This window comes from Ferribacterium limneticum (assembly GCF_020510565.1).
GTDB lineage: Bacteria > Pseudomonadota > Gammaproteobacteria > Burkholderiales > Rhodocyclaceae > Azonexus > Azonexus limneticus_B.
In genome coordinates this window covers 2,815,069-2,833,921 of record NZ_CP075189.1, presented here as the reverse complement: position 1 = coordinate 2,833,921, position 18,853 = coordinate 2,815,069, and the positions used below count along the sequence as shown (strand labels likewise).

The following is an 18,853-nucleotide window of genomic DNA, read 5'->3' as shown; positions in this document are numbered from 1 at the left end:
CTTAAATTTATTCTACTTACCCATGATAGTTTATTACGACAAGGACGCCGATCTCTCCCTCATCAAGGGCAAGAAGGTCACCATCGTTGGTTACGGCTCGCAGGGCCATGCCCACGCCCAGAACCTCAAGGATTCCGGCGTCAAGGTCACGGTTGGCCTGCGCAAGGAAGGCGCTTCCTGGAAGAAGGCCGAAGCGGCTGGCCTCAAGGTCGAAGAGATCGCCAAGGCCGTCAAGGGCGCCGACGTGGTCATGATCCTGTTGCCGGATGAAAACATTCCGCAGGTGTACAACGAAGAAGTTGCCCCGAACATGAAGAAGGGCGCTGCCTTGGCTTTTGCCCACGGCTTCAATGTGCATTACAACCAGGTCGTGCCGCGCGCCGATGTGGACGTCATCATGATCGCCCCGAAGGGCCCTGGCCACACCGTGCGTTCCGAGTACCTGAAGGGTGGCGGCGTGCCGTCCCTGATCGCTGTGTACCAGGACGTCACCAAGAAGGCCAAGGACATCGCCCTGTCCTACGCGGCTGCCAACGGCGGCACCAAGGGTGGCGTCATTGAAACCAACTTCCGCGAAGAAACCGAAACCGACCTGTTCGGCGAGCAGGCTGTTCTCTGCGGCGGTGCCGTCGAGCTGGTCAAGATGGGCTTCGAAACCCTGACCGAAGCTGGTTACGCCCCGGAAATGGCTTACTTCGAGTGCTTGCACGAACTGAAGCTGATCGTCGACCTGATGTACGAAGGTGGCATTGCCAACATGAACTATTCGATCTCCAACAATGCGGAGTTCGGTGAGTACGTGACTGGTACAGAAGTCATCAACGAGCAGTCCCGTGCCGCCATGCGCAATGCCCTCAAGCGCATCCAGAATGGTGACTACGCCAAGATGTTCATTCTTGAAGGCCGCACAAACTACCCGGCCATGACGGCTCGCCGTCGTCTGAATGCCGAGCATCCGATAGAGGTCGTCGGCGAAAAATTGCGTGAAATGATGCCTTGGCTGAGTACGGGAAAGCTCGTCGATAAATCCAAGAATTAATTCAGCTAAGTACATCGGGCTCTGAGTTAAGCGTATGCAGCCAATGCGTTGCAGGCTTTTGGCTGCCCACTAAATTCAGGTGGATCACTATCGGTAATTCGGGAAATCATTGTTGTTTGTTGGATTAATGGTGATGCGCCGGATAGCCTTTGGAAGCTGATCGATGCAAGTCGATTGTCATCTGAAATTACGGAGCGAAAAAGCAATGAGCTATAAACTGTTAACTTATCAAGCGGAAGGTGGCACTCCGCAGGCTGGTATTCTTGTTGGTAACCAGGTTTTTGACGTTGCCGCAGTAACCGGCGTTCCCGCGTATGCTGTGGTACTGGATATCCTCAGCGATTGGGATTCTGCTGCCGAAGTGCTGAAGGGGGTGGCCAAGAAAATCGAGGCTGATAAGCTTTCCGGAATTCCGTTGGAACGGGTTGAGCTATTGGCTCCGGTTCTTTATCCAGGAGCGATTTACTGCGCTGGCGCAAATTATTACGGTCACGTTCGGGAGATGATGAACCTGATGAAGATGCCCAGCGACCTTGATCCGCGTGATCTTGTCGGTCCGCAGCCTTGGCACTTCATAAAGACAGCCCGTAGTTCCGTCGTTGGTCATGGCGCCAAAGTAGCTGTCCCGGCCAATACTGCCAAGTTTGATTGGGAGGCGGAACTTGTCGCTGTGATTGGACGTACGGCCAAGAATGTCTCCTTGGAAAACGCGCTTGACTATATTGCTGGTTACACCATTTCCAACGATCTCTCCGCACGAGATCTTGGGAAACGCGAGGGGGTTCCCGAATTTTCCCCCTTTCGTTTCGATTGGGTCGGTCAAAAGTGCTTTGATGGCGGCTTGCCAGTTGGCCCCTGGATTACTCCCGCCGATGAAATTCCGGATCCCGAGCAGCTCGCAATTAAGCTGTGGGTAAACGACGTGATCAAGCAGGACTCCATGACGAGTGACATCATCTATGGCGTGGCTGAACAGATCGCATTTCTCTCGAGCCGGGTTACTTTGTATCCGGGCGATATGATTGTTACGGGCACTCCCGCCGGCGTCGGAACTGCGAGAAATGAGTTTCTTAAGGCTGGTGACAAGGTCCGCATTTTCGTTGAGAAGATCGGTGAATTGAGTCATTCCGTGATTTGATGCTGACAGCTCGGCATGGGGGCGTAAGCACGGAAAGTCGTGATTGCGGTACCTACGCCGAGCTGCGCTGATCCTGGACGCACTTGTCAAGACCAGGCATCCCGTGCTTGTTCATGTATTCATGATTTGTGCGTGTAATGTTATTCAGAGTCCGCGCAAGCGGGCTTTCATTGGTTAAAGATGAACTTCGAGAATAATCAGGTTGTTGTTCGCAAAATGGCTAGGGCGCTTGCGCGCGGAGGCCTTGCAAACGCGTATGGGCACTGCAGCGTACGTATGGATGAACATTCGTTTCTTGTTTGCGCAGCGCAGTCGCCTGGGTTGATCAAGTCTGGCGAAGCGGGCTCCGTGGTGCCGGTCGTTGGGGATTTGCCTGAAGGTGTGCTGGGCGAAGTGCGTATGCACCAGCAGATTTATCAACGCCGACCGGAAGTGCGGGCAATCTGTCGTTTCATTTCGCCAAATGTCCTTGCGCTGTCGGCAATGGGTTACACGCCGAAGGCGCGCCATGGATTTGGCTCGTATTTTTATCCACAGGTTCCGTTTTGGCCTGATCCTGCGCTGATTCGAAACGATCAAGCGGCGAACGGTGTGGCGCAGACGATGGGGGGGGCATGTGCGGTGGTTGTCGGGTGCAACGGTGCGGTGACTGCTGGTGAAACTCCGGAGCAGGCGCTTACCTTGGCTTGGTTTCTAGAGGATGCGGCACGCGTTGAGCTTGCTGTCCTTGCTGCCGGGATGGCGGATAAATCGCCCTTAATGAGTGAAGATCAGGCGAGGAATCGTGCCACTTGGCAAGGGCGGATCGCAGAGAGAATGTGGGACTACCTCACTGCCGGCGACCCTGAATAATACGGTGTTGGAGAAACGGTCACGCGCATTGGCATGAGGCCAACGGTGATCAGACACTGGCCGTAAACGCCCCAAAACCCGGCGTCGTTACGCTCTGACTGTCTTGCTTGCTCTGGAATGCCCGTCCAACTTCGCCGGGTGCGTAATGCATACCAATAAACCGGGAGTTGATTCATTTAGTGGATCAAACCAAGGGGGATCATCACCGTAAATACGTGGGATTACAACTACTTGTTGGCTTAACGGATTTGCGGCGCGTAGGCTGACCTTTATCGGTTGGCGCTTCGCTTGGCTGCGATTTAATGGCGCCTCGATGTTACTTTTATTAAAAGGGAGACAAAATGATTAAATTGTTCGACGTTCGTTATGTTCGCCTGGGAACCGCCAATCGGGAGCTTGCGACCAAGTTTGCCACCGAAATTGTTGGCCTTGATATTGCGCGCGTGGAGTCCACGGCAACCTATCTCAAGAGCGATCATCGAGACCATACGCTCTGCTATTTTGATGGAGATCCGAGTGACCAGACAGTGGGCTGGGAGTTGTGGGATCCAAACGACCTTGAATCTGCTGCTGCTGAGTTGGAACAAAAAGGTTATGCCGTGCATCGGGGAACGAAAGAAGAGTGTGAGCAGCGGGCAGTTCGCGGCTTTATCAATTTGAAGGATCCCACCGGTAATTCGCTGGATATTGTTGCCCGTCCGTATGATAGTAGCCTCCGGTATCATGGTAGCCGTGACGCGGGCATTACAGGGTTTAATCATGCAGCCCTTTGCTCCACTGACCCGGAGCGGGATGAGAAATTTTGGACCCAAATTCTCAATGCTCGAGTTTCGGATTGGATTGCTCACGTTCCTCTGATGAGAGTTTCTTCCACGCACCACTCGCTGGCTCTTTTTCCTGATACGAAAAAGGGGATTCAGCATATCAACCATCAGGTTGCTAGCGTGGATGACATCATGAAGTCCTATTATTTCTTGCTTGAGCGCAACATCCCGATCAAGTTTGGCCCGGGGCGGCACGCGACATCCGGCGCAATGTTCCTATATTTTGAGGGGCCTGACGGCGTTATCTTTGAGTATTCGCACGGTGTGCGCGAGATTACGCCGGAGCAAGAGGCTACTTACCGGCCACGTCAGTTCCCGTTTGAAAATGCCTCCCTTTGTTATTGGGGAGCAAAGCCGAACATGTCTCAGTTTAAGTGAGGGCTCGTTCAGCGAGTTAGCAGAGTGCGCGTTTGGATCGGTTTATCGTTGTGAATTTCTCCTTCGCGCACTTTTTTAGAATATAGCCCTTGAGACAAGGGCCGTTTAGAGACAAAAATGGATTCCAAAAATACCGAACGAATGTTCGCCAGTATTGATGGCATGCGTGTAGAAGAGATTCTACGTTATTTTGCCGACGATATTGAATTTCAATTGGGAAACAATGAGTCGATTTGTGGTAAAGATGCCGTTCGGCAAGGGCTGACAAAGTTTTTCTCGTCAATTAAAGGTATGCGCCACTCCTTTTCTGGTATTTGGTCGCAAGATAATGTTGTTATATGCCAATCTGTTGCTGAGTACGCCCGGATGGATGAGAAAGTCGTAGCGTTGCCTTGTGTCAGTATTTTTAAATATAACGGTTCATTGATCATTGATTATCGGGTATATATCGATATTTCTCCGGTCTTTGCATGACATCAAGGAATGGGTTTTTTCGATTCGAGTGTTATTAAAATTGTTGAGGCCGCGCTTATTCTTGGGTCCCTGCACTCGATTTATTTTTAATTAGTTATGGCAGTGGATGTAAATCTATATTCAATATTGAGCAAGGCCGTATTGCAAACCGTCCTCTGCGTCAGGGCGCCTCTCGTTCGTAGTCTTAGCCCTGGCTATTTTGGGGGGGAGGCAATAGCTTCCCCCCATTTTTTGATGATTTCCTTGCGCGTCTTTTAGAGGGGTTTTTGCCCCTCTTTTTTTCTGGTTTTATTTATTCTGCTTTAGGTTTTCCCTGCAGCTGAGCTTCAAATAATAATTGCTCTTAAATGAGGAGATATAATTTTGAAAACACTAGTACTCCGCACGATTCTAACAGCCTTGCCTTTGGTCATCCGGAGTGCTGCAAGGAGGCATAGATCCGTTCGGCAAAAACTGAAAACCGGAAACTGGGTTGTTCAACTTCGATTGCGTGACAACAGTATTTCCAGGCATTTCGTCATTAAGGGCGGGCAGGTGACTGGACACGCCGGTCTTCATCCGAAGCCTGATGGAGAAATGGTCTTCAAAAATGTTGATATCGCTCTGGGAATGCTGAAACCCAGCCCGAACTATGGGTTTGTTATTGATGCCTTGAAGAATTTCAAGGTCATGGCCATGGGGCGGGACGATTGTCTGGTTTGGTTCGGGCAGCTGATGAACATGATCAACAATGCCGGGCTGGATTGCGGGGCTCGGATGCCCGATGGAAGCGTGCGCTACACCAACCTGACCAATGGCGGTCCGGTCTACGTTTTCGTCAAGGATGGGCGGATCATCCGCATGACGCCGATCGATTTAGGCAGCGATGACGCCGCCAGTTGGACAATTTTCGCTCGTGGCAAGTCGTTCACTCCAATGCGTCGGGCCACGGTAAGTCCTCATGCTCTCGCGCTCAAGGCAACGGTCTATTCGGATAAGCGCATTCTGTACCCAATGAAGCGGGTGGATTTTGATCCGAATGGGGAGCGGAACCCACAAAACCGGGGTAAGTCCAGTTATGAGCGCATCAGCTGGGATGAGGCACTTGATATCGTCGCTAGTGAAATTCAGCGCATGAAGACGCAGTATGGGCCAGGGGCCGTTGGCGTTTTCCATTCGGCACATCAGCAATGGGGCAACATTAACTATTGGCTTTCCTCGCTGCTGCGCTTCAGCAACCTGATCGGCACCACAAGAATGGGATTCAGCCCCACTAGTTGGGAAGGCTGGTATTGGGGGGCTATGCATCATTTCGGAAATAATCTTCGCCTTGGGTTGCCGGGTTTCTACGGCACGGTAGAAGATTGTCTCAAAGAGGCTGAGATGATCGTCTTCTGGTCGAGCGATCCCGAAACTACCAACGGTCTCTATGGAGGCTTTGAAGGTACCCAGCGCCGTCTATGGGCAAAGGACCTTGGAATTGAGTTCGTTCACATCGATCCTCATTGCAACAAGACGGCTCAGCTTCTTGGCGGCAAGTGGATTCCTATCAAGGCAGGTACAGACCCAGCCATGGCTATTGCCATTATGTACCAGTGGATTGTCGATGGAGTCTACGATCGGGAGTACGTAGAGAAGAACACCACAGGTTTCGAGGAGTGGCGAGATTATCTGCTTGGCGTGTCCGATGGCATTCCGAAAACACCAGAGTGGCAGGAAGCCGAAACCGGCGTGCCTGCGAAGGATGTTCGAAGCCTTGCCCAGATTTGGGGTGGGAAGAAAACCTATCTGGCTGCCGGTGGTCTAGGCGCAGGCTACGGCGGGATTTGTCGTTCCGCAACCGGCGCTCAGTGGGCTCGTTGCATGGTTCAGATGATGGCGATGCAGGGGTGGGGCAAGCCGGGCGTCAATTTTGGCAATCTGCAGTACGGTACCCCGATGGATTTCAATTTCTACTTCCCTGGTTATGCTGAGGGTGGGATTTCTGGCGACGTCATCAACAGTGCATCGGTGTTCAACAACTACACGCGCATGCCACATGTTGTGTCGGTGAATCCGTGCAAGCAGGTTTTGCCGCGCCAACAGTTTCCCGAGGGAATTATTGAAGGGAAGTGTTCTGGGTATGTTTGGGATGGCATGTCCATGGAGGCACAGTTCCAGCGGTATGACTATCCGCTTCCTGGGTATTCTCCGGTCCACATGCTTTATCGTTTCGGGGGCTCCTCTTTCGGTACCGTGGCTAACTCGGAACGCTACATTGAGGCAACTCGCCATCCGTCATTGGAGTTCGTTGTCAATCAGTCCATCTGGATGGAAAACGAGGTCCAGTTTGCCGACCTCATCTTGCCGGCTTGCACCTCGTTTGAGCGCTGGGACATTGCGGAATCGGCAAACTGTGCCGGCTTCCTTGCGCACAATCAGAATCAGCTGAATCATCGAATGGTGATGATGCAGCACAAGTGTATTGAGCCGCTGGGCGAGTCGAAATCCGATTATCAGATTTTCCTCGATATCCTGAGTCGCCTTGGCCTTGGGGCGATATTCTCCGAAGGTGGTTGCGACGAATTAACCTGGTGCAAACGGATTTTTGATTCCTCTGATCTTCCGAAAAAGATTAGTTGGAAAAAGTTTGTGAAGAAGGGCTATTACGTTGTTCCTCCCGATCCGGAGGAGACGCCGGTACCGGTTGATATGCGTTGGTATGCCGAGGGTAGGTCGAAAGATGTTCCCGAGCCGGCCCCCTTGCCGTCACAGTATGCCGAGTATTTTGGTAAAGGCCTGCCCACACAGTCCGGAAAATTCGAGTTTGTTCCGAATTCGCTACGGCGCATTGAAAAGGAGGACCCAGATCGTCCGGCGTTAAATCGCTACATTCCGTCTTGGGAAGGTTCTCATTCGGGTGACCTGTTCCGTAAATATCCTTTGCAACTGTTAACGGCCCATCCGGCCTACAGTTTCCATACTTATGGCGACGGCAAGAGCAGCCATATCAACCAGATCAAAGATCATCGCGTTCTTGTCGATGGCTACTCTTACTGGTTGCTACGCATGAGTTTTGAGGATGCGGCGAGCCGTGGTCTCCGGCAGCACGATCTTGTCGCTGTGAAGAATGATCGCGCGACTGTGATTTGTGCGGTAGATATTTCGCCACTCATGGCGAGCGGGGTTGTGAAGGGCTTTGGATCTGCGGCCGAGTTCGATCAAATTCAAACTCCAGAGGGTCTTGTGGATCGGGGGGGGTGTCTCAACCTCTTGACACCGGGACGCATGATGACCCAGACCGCAGCTGGAATATCCCCGAACTCTTGCCTGGTTGAAGTAAAGAAATGGGATCGAGTTGTAGTGAAGGAGGCAGCATGATTAAGTGGAACATGATCGTCGATGTCGATAAGTGCTGCAATTGCAACAATTGCGCTTTGGCGATCAAAGATGAATACGTTGGCAATGCATTTCCGGGGTATTCGGCACCTCAGCCACCGTCAGGCCACGAGTGGTTCGCGATCGACCAAGTCGTCCGGGGAAGTGGTTCGCTTGTTGATGTTAGTTACATTCCGCGGACCTGTAACCATTGTGATGACGCGCCGTGCATAAAGGCAGGTGAGGGCGCTGTGACCAAGCGTCCTGACGGTATCGTGATCATCGACCCGGTTAAGGCCAAAGGTAACAAGGCACTGGTCAATTCTTGCCCCTATGGTGCTATCTCTTGGAACGAGGCAGAACAACTGCCACAACATTGGCCTTTTGACGCACATCTTCTCGATGGTGGCTGGAAAGAGCCGCGGTGTGTTCAAGTTTGTCCGACAGGCGCATTGCGATCACTGAAGGTTTCCGATGACGAAATGGCTGCAATCGTTGAGAGAGAACAATTGACCACGATAAAGCCACTCTTGAAGACGCGTCCACGTATCTACTATCGCGGTCTTGAACGGACAAAGGCTGCCTTCGTTGGTGGAAACGTAGCAATACGTAGCCAAGATGGCAGACTGGACAATGTAGCAGGAGCTCAAGTCGAGGTTTCCCTTCCTGACAATGGAACAGTTGTTCGAGTCGTTACCGATCACTTCGGTGATTTTCGCGCCGATGGGTTTAATGCAAGCGGCAAGTCCTACTTTGTTCGCGTCTCGCACAGCGAATTCGGTGAGGCTATGTACTCGGGAGAATTGCACTCTAGTGTAAATATTGGCACCGTCGAGTTGCGAGTCGGCTGATGCTTAGGGGCGAGGCAAACTGAGGTGGTCAGCTCGCTCAGTTTGTTAATTGCGCCCTGTGATGGGAGTCCTCCTCGGACTCCCCGTCGGATGCGAGGCTGGCTGGCATGCTCAGGCTTCATTAGTCCAATATGCTTCAGAGAATGAATGAGCCTCCATCTCGATATCGCGTCCCCCCGCAAGTTCGTTGTAAGGCAGCACAGTTAGGCTAGACGTAGGTATCTACGTGCCAAAACTGAGTAAGGGATTGAATTTTTGGCTTTGTGCGCAGTCATATTCAGGTAGCGAATTTACCTCTGCTGCGTGTTCGATTGGTGAGTAATCAGGGGGCTTTGGTCATGGCTGCTGTTTCTACGGTTTGCTGCCCAGCGGAGCAGGGTTCTTTCGTCGACTATCGAGAATTTTCCAGAGAGTTGAATCGGTGCCACTTGCACTGGAACATCAAGCCGATCAGCCGGCATGGATTTCAGGCACGCTTCAGACGGCGCGAAGTGGGGCCGCTCGTTTTCTCAGAAATCGAGTACGAACCGATCTCGGGGGCTCGGGGTATGAGCGATATCAATCGGCGTGATGATTGTGTGATCGGCCTGACCTTCTTCGTCAAGGGAACCGTGGCCTTCAACCAGGGGGGGCGCGAGCTGTTGCTTCAGGCCGATGAGCTGCTCCTGTGGGATGGTATGCGCCCTGGCGGTGTTCGCTCTTGGGACACCGTAGAGTGCAAGACCATCCTCTTCCCTCGAGACCTAGTTTGCCAGCACATTGGAAACGTCGACGACCTTACCGGGCAGAAAATCGGACAGAGTTCTGGAATGGGCTTGTTGCTCAAATCACATATCAAAGCTCTGCATCAGTCAGTCGGACTTATAGCGCCGCGCGACCAGGCGAACGTACTTCGCGCAACCTTCAATCTGCTCGAGGCATGTTTTCGTCCTACAGAGGCAACACTGACCGGGACAGCTTACCGTAAAGCACTTTTCAGACGCATCGAGGACTTCATGCGCGATACTTTGCTTGATCCGGTTTTCAGTCCAACCACTATCGCTGCAGCTTTTGGTTTTACTCCAAGGTACCTACACCGAATTTTTGCGGAAGCAGGGACAACATTCTCGGAGTGGGTTAGAAAGGAACGGCTTGCTCGGGCGGAAAGCGCCCTGACGAATCCAAGTTTTGCCGGCGAATCAATTACCAACATCGCGCACCGTTTTGGCTTCTGCGATGCTGCGCACTTTAGCAACCTGTTTAAGGCCCGCTTTGGACAACCACCGAGCGCGTACAGAAATGCTGTTTCGGTTATCTCAGATATACGTGGGCATCGCGGAGGTGTGGATTGCGGACTATAGGCGCGCATGAACACGTTCCCCGCCCGTTCTACTGCATTGGCTATTAATTGCAGTCTGGCGTTGAAGAGGCATGGCTCATGCACCTCTGATTTCACTAGGCCTCGTAAAATGAGCGGTTGCTAGCTTGGGGCGACGTGGCGTAGCTTGCCAGCATTCATAACTTCATCAAAATAGCCTTCAGCATATTGCATTCTTTGGCTGGGCCAATTTTCTTAGAACAGGCGTCCCACTGCCGGATCGTGTGCGGCGGCGATCGCCATATGCTGCGCAGCAAGCTTTTGCGGTGAGTGTAAAATCTTTAACACCCGTTTGCCAAATTCTGTAAGGAAACGCTGACTTATTCCGTCCGCCGGAGCGACGATGCCGGCAGGATGAGAAAATGCGCAGAGCCCAACAGTGAGTAAGTGAGATGACAAAGCAAGCAAGTTTTTCTGAACTGGAATGTTAACGCCCGGAGTCATCAGTGAATTGAAGGCTTAGACCGTGAAGATAGTGTCCACTAAATTCGGTGGTGTACACTATGGAAATCGAGAAACCGATCCGCCGCAGGCGGAACCATACAGAAGAGTTCAAGCAGGCCATGATTGCGGCCTGTGTTGTGAGATCGGCGCATCAGTCGCCGGCATTGCTCTAGCTAAACAGGTTAACGCGAATCAGGTCCGTCGCCGGATACGGGAACGAGGCATAGAGCCGCCGAGCCGCGGGCTATGGACTCCGTGCTCTGGCTTAAAATCTCAGCTGGACCAGAGCCATACTGAGGCTCGTTGGGTGGGTTGCTGGATCATGAGCATTGGCTTCCACTGAGTGTCGGCAAGGTCGTGACCGTGTAAAGAAACATGGAAAAGAAAAATGGTGCAGATTAAGCCTGCACCATTTTTTTGGGGGGCGACAATGGTTTTGTACTGCGTTAATCCTTCCTGGCACCTTCCTGTATCCATCGCCGTAGGATTTGGATTGACCCCTTGTCTAGTGGGCCTGTGGTGGGCATCTGTTCTCCTGTCCCACCAGCCTCAATATGCGACCCCTCGAGTTTGTGAATCAGGTAGCTTTCTTTAGGGCGGCCGGGAGCGATTCGCAGCAACTTGCTCTCCTCACTATTGCGCATCACCGTCGCGCCATAGGATTCTCCGTCTTCCAGGTTCAGTCCGCCTTGGGTTCCACCAGTTTGGTGACATACCACGCAGTTGGCATCGAAAATGGGCTGGATATCCTTATGGAAATTCAGTTTGCTATTTCCTGGCTGAGGCTTGAGGTGATGCGAAGCGGTTTGTGCCATGCCACAAGCGGGAAAGGTGAGCAGAAAGCCATAAGCAATAAGCCAAGGTGGAGAGGTCAATTTCAAAAGCATGATGGTCTCCTAGCGCATTACTTCCTTCTGTTTCCGGCAGCCTGGATATGGCTAGCGTCTTTCGCTGACTCTTTGGCTGCATTCACGCCGGCTAGGTGTCCGAAGGTAATGGCGAGACTCAAAGTTGGGCCAGCTCCCCAGTAACTTTGCGCAGCAGGAGAGGAGATGCAATTACCTGCACCATAGAGACCAGGGATTGGCCTGTTGGAAGCATCCATCACCTGAGCCACTGGATTAATAACGGGGCCGCCATTGGTGTCAAGGACGCCCGGGGCGAGAATGATTGCGAAATAGGGGCCTTCGGCCTGGAACGGATGCATGGTTTTGCTCGGCATCTCATCCGTCTTCCAGGACGTGCCACTGCGCGGGATTGACGTATAAACCTGCCATTCCTTGTCCCAGCGAAATTCTCCCCGTTGAAATTGCTCATCGTTCCCGGTTTGTGCGTAGCGGTTGAAGGTAGTAATAGTCTTAGCGAGATTTTGTGCGAAGCCTTTCAGCCGAACTTCACCCACCTTTTTAACATTCTGGTCTAGGCGCGCTTGTATCGCCTGTCCCAGCTCCTCTAGGGTGTTGCCGCTGATGACATACGGCGCGCCGGCCCCGGGGGCAGGCAACGGAAAGTTGCCCCCGAACAGTTCTTCAACCCTTCGGTCGTAGACCATGAACAAGAACTGATTCGGATACTCTTCCCGATTGGCATCCCAGTTAAAGTGAACCCTTGAGCGATCATGGTAGTTGTGCTTTTCATTGACGACACGCTCGCCATATTTGTTCACCATGATCATGCTGTCGCCGGGGGGCTGCCATATGCCTTTGGGGACACTGCGCATTTCGAGGGAATGATCCAGTACCAACTGCATGCGCCAAGCATTGACCATATTGCCCAGCTTGGCACCGGCGGTTTGGGCGATCGCGACGAAGTCGCCTTCGGCGGAGGGAACGGCACAGGCGCCATAAACAGGACCCGGTTGGAAGTTTCGGATCAACTCTTGATTGTGCGAGAAGCCGCCGGTAGCGAAGATGACCGCCTTGCGCGCGCGCAGCAGCACCACATCTCCGTTGGCATTCGTTGCTTCAAGTCCAACAACTTCTCCTTTGTCGTTGCGCACCAGGTTCCGGACGCGATGTTTGAGCAGAACTGGAATCTTCTTTGAGTCTACCCAGGCTTTTAGTTGCCTGATTAGTTCCAAGCCTGGCCCAAATTGCCCATCCGGACGCTCAGACATAATCATGCGGCCTTGGGGGGCCTTGTTTTCGGGAGCACTGTCGTAGTAGTCGGGGAGGCTCAAAACGGCAGTCGTTTTCAAGGCCCCAATTCCTTCGAGAAACTCAAAGGCCTTGGACGAATTGTCATAAAAGGCTTCCAACAACTTGAATTCGGATTCCGGCATGCCGAACTGAGGGTCATCCGCTCGGTACAAATGCGGACGAGCACAGCGTGCCATATAGCGCAAAGCATCATTACGAGAATCGGCTTTGCCTTGAGCTCGCATAAATCGGTTGTTCGGAACCCACATGCCGCCATCCGCCTTGGCTGACGTTCCACCATATACCGGTGCTTTTTCAACCATGATTACCGAACTGCCCGACTGGGCTGCGGTAATGGCGGCGGACGATGCGGCAGCGCCGGTACCGACGACCAGAATGTCGGCTTCTTGGTCCCATTTGCCGGCAGCATGGGCATCACTTACTGCGAATGAGGAAATGCCGGCAAGTCCGGCAGCGCTGCCAGCTACGGTCGAGCGAAGAAACTTCCGGCGGGATGGTTCTGCGCCCATCGATTTTTGGTTTTTGGACATATTCAGGTCTCCACTGAGTGGGTATGAGAGCTTCGAAAGAAGCTTTACTTGGTTTTTTTGCTTCTTGAAAGAAGTGCTTTGATGACAAACACCACCGTTTTCCAGTTCAGAAGCGACAAGGCGGCACGCACTTCTTCGGGGCGCAATACAGCCACTAGGGGCATCGTTCCGTAGATTTTTCCGCGAATCATCAGCTGTTGTCCGTCGAGCTCGATCTTGCTGACCTGCATCATTTCCTGATTGTCTGGACCATACAACTTCATAACGCTGCTCCTGCCACTTTATCGAAATCAATATTCAGGTCGCCCAGCATGCGGATTGCCGTAGCGCGGCCGGCGCCATTGACGCCACCGCCCGGGTGCATGAACGGACCAACCAGATAGAGCCCAGAAACGCCGGGTACGGTGTATTGGCCCAAGTCGGCGGTGGGGCGATGACCCACACTCTGGAAGAAGTTGGGGGCCGCACCGTGGATGTCGCCCTCCATGAAGCTGGGGCTCCAGCGTTCCATATCGAGCGGGCTTTCAATGTGGCGGGCCAGAATGTTTTCCGCGTTCAGGTTGTAGGTGAACTGGCGGAGGTATTCCAGGTTCATGTCCGCAACAGTTTCCTTGTATTCGTCCCAGTAGGCGGGTTCGTGGCCGACGAGACGGAAGGGCACCAGCGCGGTGTTGTACATGATGCCCTTGCCTGACGGGACCCGGGTCTTGTCCCGCACGCTGGGGTCAACACCCATGGTCAGGGGGTATTTGGGCAGACGACCGCGCTTGATGTTGTCGATGTCGATCATCGCTTCGTCAACGCTTTCCCACATCATGCATTCGGAGATGACGGCCTTGTCGAATTCCGGGCCGGCTTTGTGACGCAGCGGCTCGTTGAGGGCGTAGCTGGTGTTGATTGTCGCCAGTTTGGAGAGCAGAACACGCTTGCCACGCGTCGTGATGGCAGGGTCGAGGCCATCGACCATCTTGGACAGGTTATGTGGGTGGATCGCCCCAATCAGGCCATCCCTGGCTTCATAAACCTGGCCATCTTCCATCTCGACACCCGTGGCGCGGCCATTTTTCGTAACCACTTTACGCACGGAGCGATTGAGTTGAACTTCGCCGTCGAAGTACTCGATGCACTTGATCAAAGCTTCAGTCAACTTGCCGCTGCCGCCAATGGGTTGCTGGATGCCATAGGTATGCACCAGTCCGGGCCACAAGAAGAAGGTCGCGCCAGCCCCGAGTTCGTCCCAGAAAATCAGGTTTTCGGACATGAGGCGCAGCAGATGCATCTTGACCTTGTCATTTTCGAACCACTCATTGCAGATGTCCAACGGCGTGCGTTGCAGCATCTGCATGATGTCGCGCCCTTCGCTGCTCTGGTCCATCATCCCCACGAAGGCCACCATGGGGAGCGGCGGGGAATAGAGAGAGGAAAGGAACAAAGGCAGCATCGCCTTACTGGCCTGGGCGAAACGGCGATAGCTTTCGGCATCCTTTTCCGAAACCGTGGCGATGGACTGGGCGGTACGGTCGATGTCTTTGTAGGTATAAAGCACAGTCCCGTCGCCGAAGACGCTGGCATGGGGCACTTCTGCCACATCGTACTTGAGCCCGAATTTGGATTGCAGACCTAGTTCGTCCTGCTGGATCATCGGATTTGCCAGCACCATGATGTGGGCCATGGAGTGCATGTCATGGTGAAAACCGGGCAGGGTTGCCTCGCGGGTGACAACGCCACCGCCGGCATGGGCGTTGCGTTCTAATACCAGCACCTTCTTGCCTGCTTTGGCCATGTAGGCAGCAGCCACCAAGCCGTTATGTCCCGCACCGATGGCGATGACATCGTAGTTCTTTGCCATGCTTTTTTGTCTCCAGTTATATTTGATATGTATCGAAATTCCGCAGATATCCGTTCTGAACTAGGAGTCCACGAAATTTCGGGTGTTGCGGTTTAATTTGCTTAATGAAACCCCGAAATATCCAATATGAAATGGGGTGAATTACATCGCCACATAACCGCCATCCACCAGCAAGGAGGTGGCGACAACGAAAGAGGACGCATCGGAGAGCAGCCAGATAGCTCCTTGAGCAATTTCCTCTGGGGTGGCAAATCGTCCGATGGGGTGTGCCTTCCGGATGGCTTCGAACATCTGGGAAGCTGCAGGGTCTTCCATGAGCCGGGCAATCATTGGGGTCTTGGTGACGCCGGGCAGCAGGGCGTTGATCCGGACGCCTTGTTCGGCATACTCAATGGCGGCAGCCTTGGTAAGACCGATTACACCGTGTTTGGCCGCGATGTATTCGGAGCCATTGGGAATGGCCACCATGCCGAGGTTGGATGCGGTATTGACAATTGAACCGCCCCCCGTGGCGAGCATGGCTGGTATCTGATACTTCATGCAGAGGAAAACGCCCGTCAAGTCAACGTTCATTACCCGCTGCCATTGCGACAAGGGAATTTCGTGAAGGGGCTTTTGTCCCATTTCAATTCCGGCGTTGTTGAATGCACAGTCGAGTTTCCCGAATGTCTCTACGGTACGTCGCACAAGCTCCGCAACTGATGTTTCATCAGAAACGTCCGTCGCAATGAAAATGGATTCGCCACCTGCCTTCCGGATTGATTGGGCGGTTGTTTCCCCTGCATCACTATTCATATCTGCAACAACCACCTTGGCGCCCGCTTGGGCAAACATAAGCGCTGCCGTACGACCAATGCCCGTTGCCGCACCTGTTGCAATGACAACTTTGTCCTTTAGTACCTGTCCAATCTGTCCCATACTTGTCTCCAAGGTGATTTTTTTGTGTACCTTGATCATAGCCAGCAGGAAAAACACTTCCTTGTATGGGAGTGAACAATTTCTTGGATGAGTGGCCGGAAATATCCAGCTAAAGCTGATACGAAGACCGGTGCAGCCACACGACTACAAACTGTTGATCTTTGTTAAATATGTGCCATTGCTTTGGCCATAGCATGAGCAGCGTGACATGGTGTTTTGGAGCAGTTAAAGGTGGTTAAACTAACCTGGGAAAGGTTTGGCGTAGTGCGTGAGTGTTGGGGCTGCCTGACGGAGGAAGAACTCGAGTCCTCTGCCATGGCGATTCAAGGGGATGCTCGCCTTGACGATATGTATTACAGCATCCATGACTTCTCGAACGTGACTGATTTTTCGGTATCGGATAACGGGTTAGAGTTTATGGGTGCCCGAGCTGGCGTCGCTGTTCAAAGGAATACAAGGCTAAAAGTCGCGTTTGTCGGAGACCACCCTGTTTTGAGCAAGCTTATCAACGCCTTTAACGACAGTGGTTTGGCGGCGATTCGGATTCAACGCTTCGATACGCTTGAAGATGCCCGAAATTATGTGAGCACTGGTGTGCGCATGATTCACCCATTGCCTTCCAGCAAGGAATAGAGGAGCCGCCGATTTTCCTCAGCAATGCGAGGAGGGTGCGGAGTTTATCTGGCGGCCGCCTTGGTAGGCTTTATATCCTCTGCTACAGCGGACAGTCCGCCCTTGATGAATCGCTGGAAATGATTCACTACAGCATCTACCTGGTTGCCTGCGGCGGCGCAGGGAGCGGCGTGTTGCAGCATCTCGGGGCTACCGAGTAAAAGGAGGGCAATGGGGCCGATGATGCTCAGTCCGCAGCGGGCAACGGACGGATGATCGGGAGGCAATCCCAGAATCTGACTGACGAAGCCAAGGGCGATCTGCTTCTTGGGGAGAACCTCACGCTCCAGAAGCGTTTGAAGCGCATCCGAGGGGTGAAGCATTTCCCAGCCCAGGACACGAAGCGCCCAACTCGAGGAGGTCGGGCCCAGAATGGCCCGGATCATCCCTTCCAGGAAGATGTTGAGCTTTTCCGATGGGGTGCCCGGTGCTTCGTTGACTGTCTTCAGGAATTCCAAATCCATCAAGCGATGATGGGCCTCCTCGAGGACTTCGGAGTAGAGACAGTCGATTCCACCGAAATAGTAGTTCACGGCAGCCGAGTTGGTGCTGGCGCGCTCGGCGATTTCTTTGCCGGTGGCGTGGCCGACACCTTTCTCGGCGAAAACCTCGCCGGCGGCTTCCAGTATTTGTAGTCATCACGGCTTTCGAACTTGACCTGTTCTGGCGTCTGCGCAGTCCGAATCAGCAGGCACTGGAAAACTATCTGGCTACCGCGGAAGCGCGCAACGCGACCCAGATTGCATTGATTGCGGAGATTGCCAATGCGTAGCTATGCCTCTTGGGGGACCGCAAGCAGTTTTCCCTGGCCGAAAATACGCTCGCGACCCGTCAGAAAACCCTGAAACTGATCGAACGCCGGTTCGAATTGGGCATGGGTAACGAATTGGATCGCGCCCACGCCCGATCCGCTATCGAAGCCGCGCGGGCCAGTCAGGCCCGATACCTCCGGCTTGTCGAGCAGGACATCAATGCCCTGCAGATGCTGGCCGGCATGTCGATCACCAAGGCTGGCCTGAGATGAGAATTGGACAACATAACGCTTGTTCAAGATCTGCCTGTCAGGCTTCCTTCGTAAGTTCTGTTGTATCGCCCAGACATTATGCTGGCCGAGCATGCACTGAAAGCTGCGAATGCCAACATCGGCACCGCTCGCGCCGCCTTCTTCCCGATGATTTCGTTGACGGCATTGGCTGGGTTCGCGAGCCCCGCCTTGAGTGGCCTGTTTGACTCGGATTCACGCACGTGGCCATTTGTGCCCAGCATTACCGTCCCGATCTTCGATGCAGGCCGTAACCAGGCCAATCTGGATGCGTCCAAAGCGAACCGGGAAATTGCCGTTGCACGCTATGAGAAGGCCATTCAGGGAGCACTTCGTGAGGTCTCGGACGGGCTGATCGCCCGGGGAACGCTGCTTAGTCAAGTCGAGGCGCAGAGCGCATTGGTCGAGGCAGCCGATTCGAGCCTCAGGCTTTCCGATTCCCATTACCGGCAGGGCATAGACAGCTATCTGGTAGTGCTGGATGCGGAGCGATCGCTCTATAGCGCGCAACAGGAGCTGATTCAACTTCAGGTCCAGCTGCTGTCGAATCTCGTCACGCTATACAAGGTTATGGTGGAGGATGGACATGATATTCCGGATTGCCGAGCAGTATTGAGCATATTGCTACACGAGCCAGTGTTAGCAAGGGCACCATATATTTGTATTTTGATAGCAAGGAAGCACTATTCAAAACTGCCTTGGAACAACTGTTTAACCGGGCTATCGCCGTATAACGGCCATTCCAGCCAAAGCCAACAGGGTAGCCGCAATACAGTTGTACGAGCAAATCTATTTCTGGTGGCAGGCATTTGGAGCAACAGACCTCACATGCTTGCCGAAATTGATGGTGTCCGAATCCCACATCTTCCCGGAGATGACGAGATTAATGCGTGAGAAAATACTGGGCAAGCCAGCGCTATCCTCGTCCCGATAATAGATCAGGGTATCGCTCAGGGTGACTTTCTGCACGTTGATCCATACATTGGCCAA

18 protein-coding genes and 1 pseudogene are annotated in these 18,853 nt (G+C 53.2%); 11 read left to right on the top strand and 8 right to left on the bottom strand.

What is annotated here, in order from left to right:
- The first annotated feature begins 22 nt into the window (after positions 1 to 22).
- The 8 genes from ilvC (at position 23) to KI610_RS13600 (ending at position 10,232) form a co-directional block, all read left to right on the top strand.
- Positions 23 to 1,039 (top strand): ketol-acid reductoisomerase, encoded by a 1,017-nt coding sequence (gene ilvC, locus KI610_RS13635; RefSeq protein ID WP_226495506.1) that lies wholly within the window; start codon positions 23 to 25, stop codon positions 1,037 to 1,039.
- 205 nt (positions 1,040 to 1,244) lie between these two features.
- A complete protein-coding gene (locus tag KI610_RS13630) occupies positions 1,245 to 2,177 on the top strand; it encodes a fumarylacetoacetate hydrolase family protein (RefSeq protein WP_226495505.1) in 933 nt (310 codons plus the stop codon).
- A 180-nt stretch (positions 2,178 to 2,357) separates the two neighbouring features.
- The gene (locus KI610_RS13625; protein ID WP_226495504.1) at positions 2,358 to 3,029 is read left to right on the top strand and encodes a class II aldolase/adducin family protein; all 672 of its coding nucleotides are present in this window, start codon (positions 2,358 to 2,360) and stop codon (positions 3,027 to 3,029) included.
- A gap of 341 nt (positions 3,030 to 3,370) precedes the next feature.
- Positions 3,371 to 4,231 carry a VOC family protein gene (locus KI610_RS13620; RefSeq protein ID WP_226495503.1) on the top strand — a complete coding sequence of 287 codons (861 nt, stop codon included), beginning with the start codon at positions 3,371 to 3,373 and terminating at the stop codon, positions 4,229 to 4,231.
- Between the two features lie 117 nt (positions 4,232 to 4,348).
- Positions 4,349 to 4,705, top strand: a complete 357-nt coding sequence (locus tag KI610_RS13615; RefSeq protein ID WP_226495502.1) for a nuclear transport factor 2 family protein — start codon at positions 4,349 to 4,351, stop codon at positions 4,703 to 4,705.
- 363 nt (positions 4,706 to 5,068) lie between these two features.
- Positions 5,069 to 8,044 carry a molybdopterin-dependent oxidoreductase gene (locus KI610_RS13610; protein WP_226495501.1) on the top strand — a complete coding sequence of 992 codons (2,976 nt, stop codon included), beginning with the start codon at positions 5,069 to 5,071 and terminating at the stop codon, positions 8,042 to 8,044.
- On the top strand, positions 8,041 to 8,892 hold the full coding sequence (locus KI610_RS13605) for a 4Fe-4S dicluster domain-containing protein (protein WP_226495500.1): 852 nt from the start codon (positions 8,041 to 8,043) through the stop codon (positions 8,890 to 8,892). The genes KI610_RS13610 and KI610_RS13605 overlap by 4 nt, the downstream gene beginning before the upstream one ends.
- A 338-nt stretch (positions 8,893 to 9,230) precedes the next feature.
- The gene (locus KI610_RS13600) at positions 9,231 to 10,232 is read left to right on the top strand and encodes a helix-turn-helix domain-containing protein (protein WP_226495499.1); all 1,002 of its coding nucleotides are present in this window, start codon (positions 9,231 to 9,233) and stop codon (positions 10,230 to 10,232) included.
- Positions 10,233 to 10,444: 212 nt separating this feature from the next.
- Here the strand turns inward: KI610_RS13600 and KI610_RS13595 are convergent, their stop codons facing one another.
- The 6 genes from KI610_RS13595 to KI610_RS13570 all read right to left on the bottom strand — a co-directional run bounded on the left by KI610_RS13595 (position 10,445) and on the right by KI610_RS13570 (position 16,206).
- A complete protein-coding gene (locus KI610_RS13595) occupies positions 10,445 to 10,693 on the bottom strand; it encodes a hypothetical protein (RefSeq protein WP_226495498.1) in 249 nt (82 codons plus the stop codon).
- Between the two features lie 446 nt (positions 10,694 to 11,139).
- Positions 11,140 to 11,580 (bottom strand): hypothetical protein, encoded by a 441-nt coding sequence (locus tag KI610_RS13590; RefSeq protein WP_226495497.1) that lies wholly within the window; start codon positions 11,578 to 11,580, stop codon positions 11,140 to 11,142.
- 17 nt (positions 11,581 to 11,597) lie between these two features.
- Positions 11,598 to 13,382 (bottom strand): FAD-dependent oxidoreductase, encoded by a 1,785-nt coding sequence (locus KI610_RS13585; RefSeq protein ID WP_226495496.1) that lies wholly within the window; start codon positions 13,380 to 13,382, stop codon positions 11,598 to 11,600.
- Between the two features lie 44 nt (positions 13,383 to 13,426).
- Positions 13,427 to 13,645, bottom strand: coding sequence for a hypothetical protein (locus KI610_RS13580; protein ID WP_226495495.1), 219 nt, complete (start codon positions 13,643 to 13,645; stop codon positions 13,427 to 13,429).
- Complete coding sequence (locus KI610_RS13575) at positions 13,642 to 15,231, bottom strand: phytoene desaturase family protein (protein ID WP_226495494.1); 1,590 nt, start codon at positions 15,229 to 15,231, stop codon at positions 13,642 to 13,644. Before KI610_RS13575 ends, KI610_RS13580 begins: the two co-directional genes overlap by 4 nt.
- Before the next feature lie 141 nt (positions 15,232 to 15,372).
- On the bottom strand, positions 15,373 to 16,206 hold the full coding sequence (locus tag KI610_RS13570; RefSeq protein ID WP_226495493.1) for a glucose 1-dehydrogenase: 834 nt from the start codon (positions 16,204 to 16,206) through the stop codon (positions 15,373 to 15,375).
- A 174-nt stretch (positions 16,207 to 16,380) separates the two neighbouring features.
- On the opposite strand from KI610_RS13570, the gene KI610_RS13565 reads away from it, so the two are divergent.
- Positions 16,381 to 16,782, top strand: a complete 402-nt coding sequence (locus KI610_RS13565) for a hypothetical protein (protein ID WP_226495492.1) — start codon at positions 16,381 to 16,383, stop codon at positions 16,780 to 16,782.
- Positions 16,783 to 16,826: 44 nt separating this feature from the next.
- On the opposite strand, the gene KI610_RS13560 is transcribed toward KI610_RS13565, so the two are convergent.
- Both KI610_RS13560 and KI610_RS20170 read right to left on the bottom strand, forming a co-directional pair.
- Positions 16,827 to 17,285, bottom strand: coding sequence for a CerR family C-terminal domain-containing protein (locus KI610_RS13560; protein WP_226495491.1), 459 nt, complete (start codon positions 17,283 to 17,285; stop codon positions 16,827 to 16,829).
- 87 nt (positions 17,286 to 17,372) lie between these two features.
- Positions 17,373 to 17,447: pseudogene (locus KI610_RS20170) on the bottom strand (hypothetical protein); the annotation flags it as partial.
- Between the two features lie 155 nt (positions 17,448 to 17,602).
- On the opposite strand from KI610_RS20170, the gene KI610_RS13550 reads away from it, so the two are divergent.
- Positions 17,603 to 17,845 carry a TolC family protein gene (locus KI610_RS13550; protein ID WP_226495490.1) on the top strand — a complete coding sequence of 81 codons (243 nt, stop codon included), beginning with the start codon at positions 17,603 to 17,605 and terminating at the stop codon, positions 17,843 to 17,845.
- A 78-nt stretch (positions 17,846 to 17,923) separates the two neighbouring features.
- Positions 17,924 to 18,757 (top strand): TolC family protein, encoded by an 834-nt coding sequence (locus KI610_RS20210; protein ID WP_264178966.1) that lies wholly within the window; start codon positions 17,924 to 17,926, stop codon positions 18,755 to 18,757.
- The last annotated feature ends 96 nt before the right edge of the window (positions 18,758 to 18,853 follow it).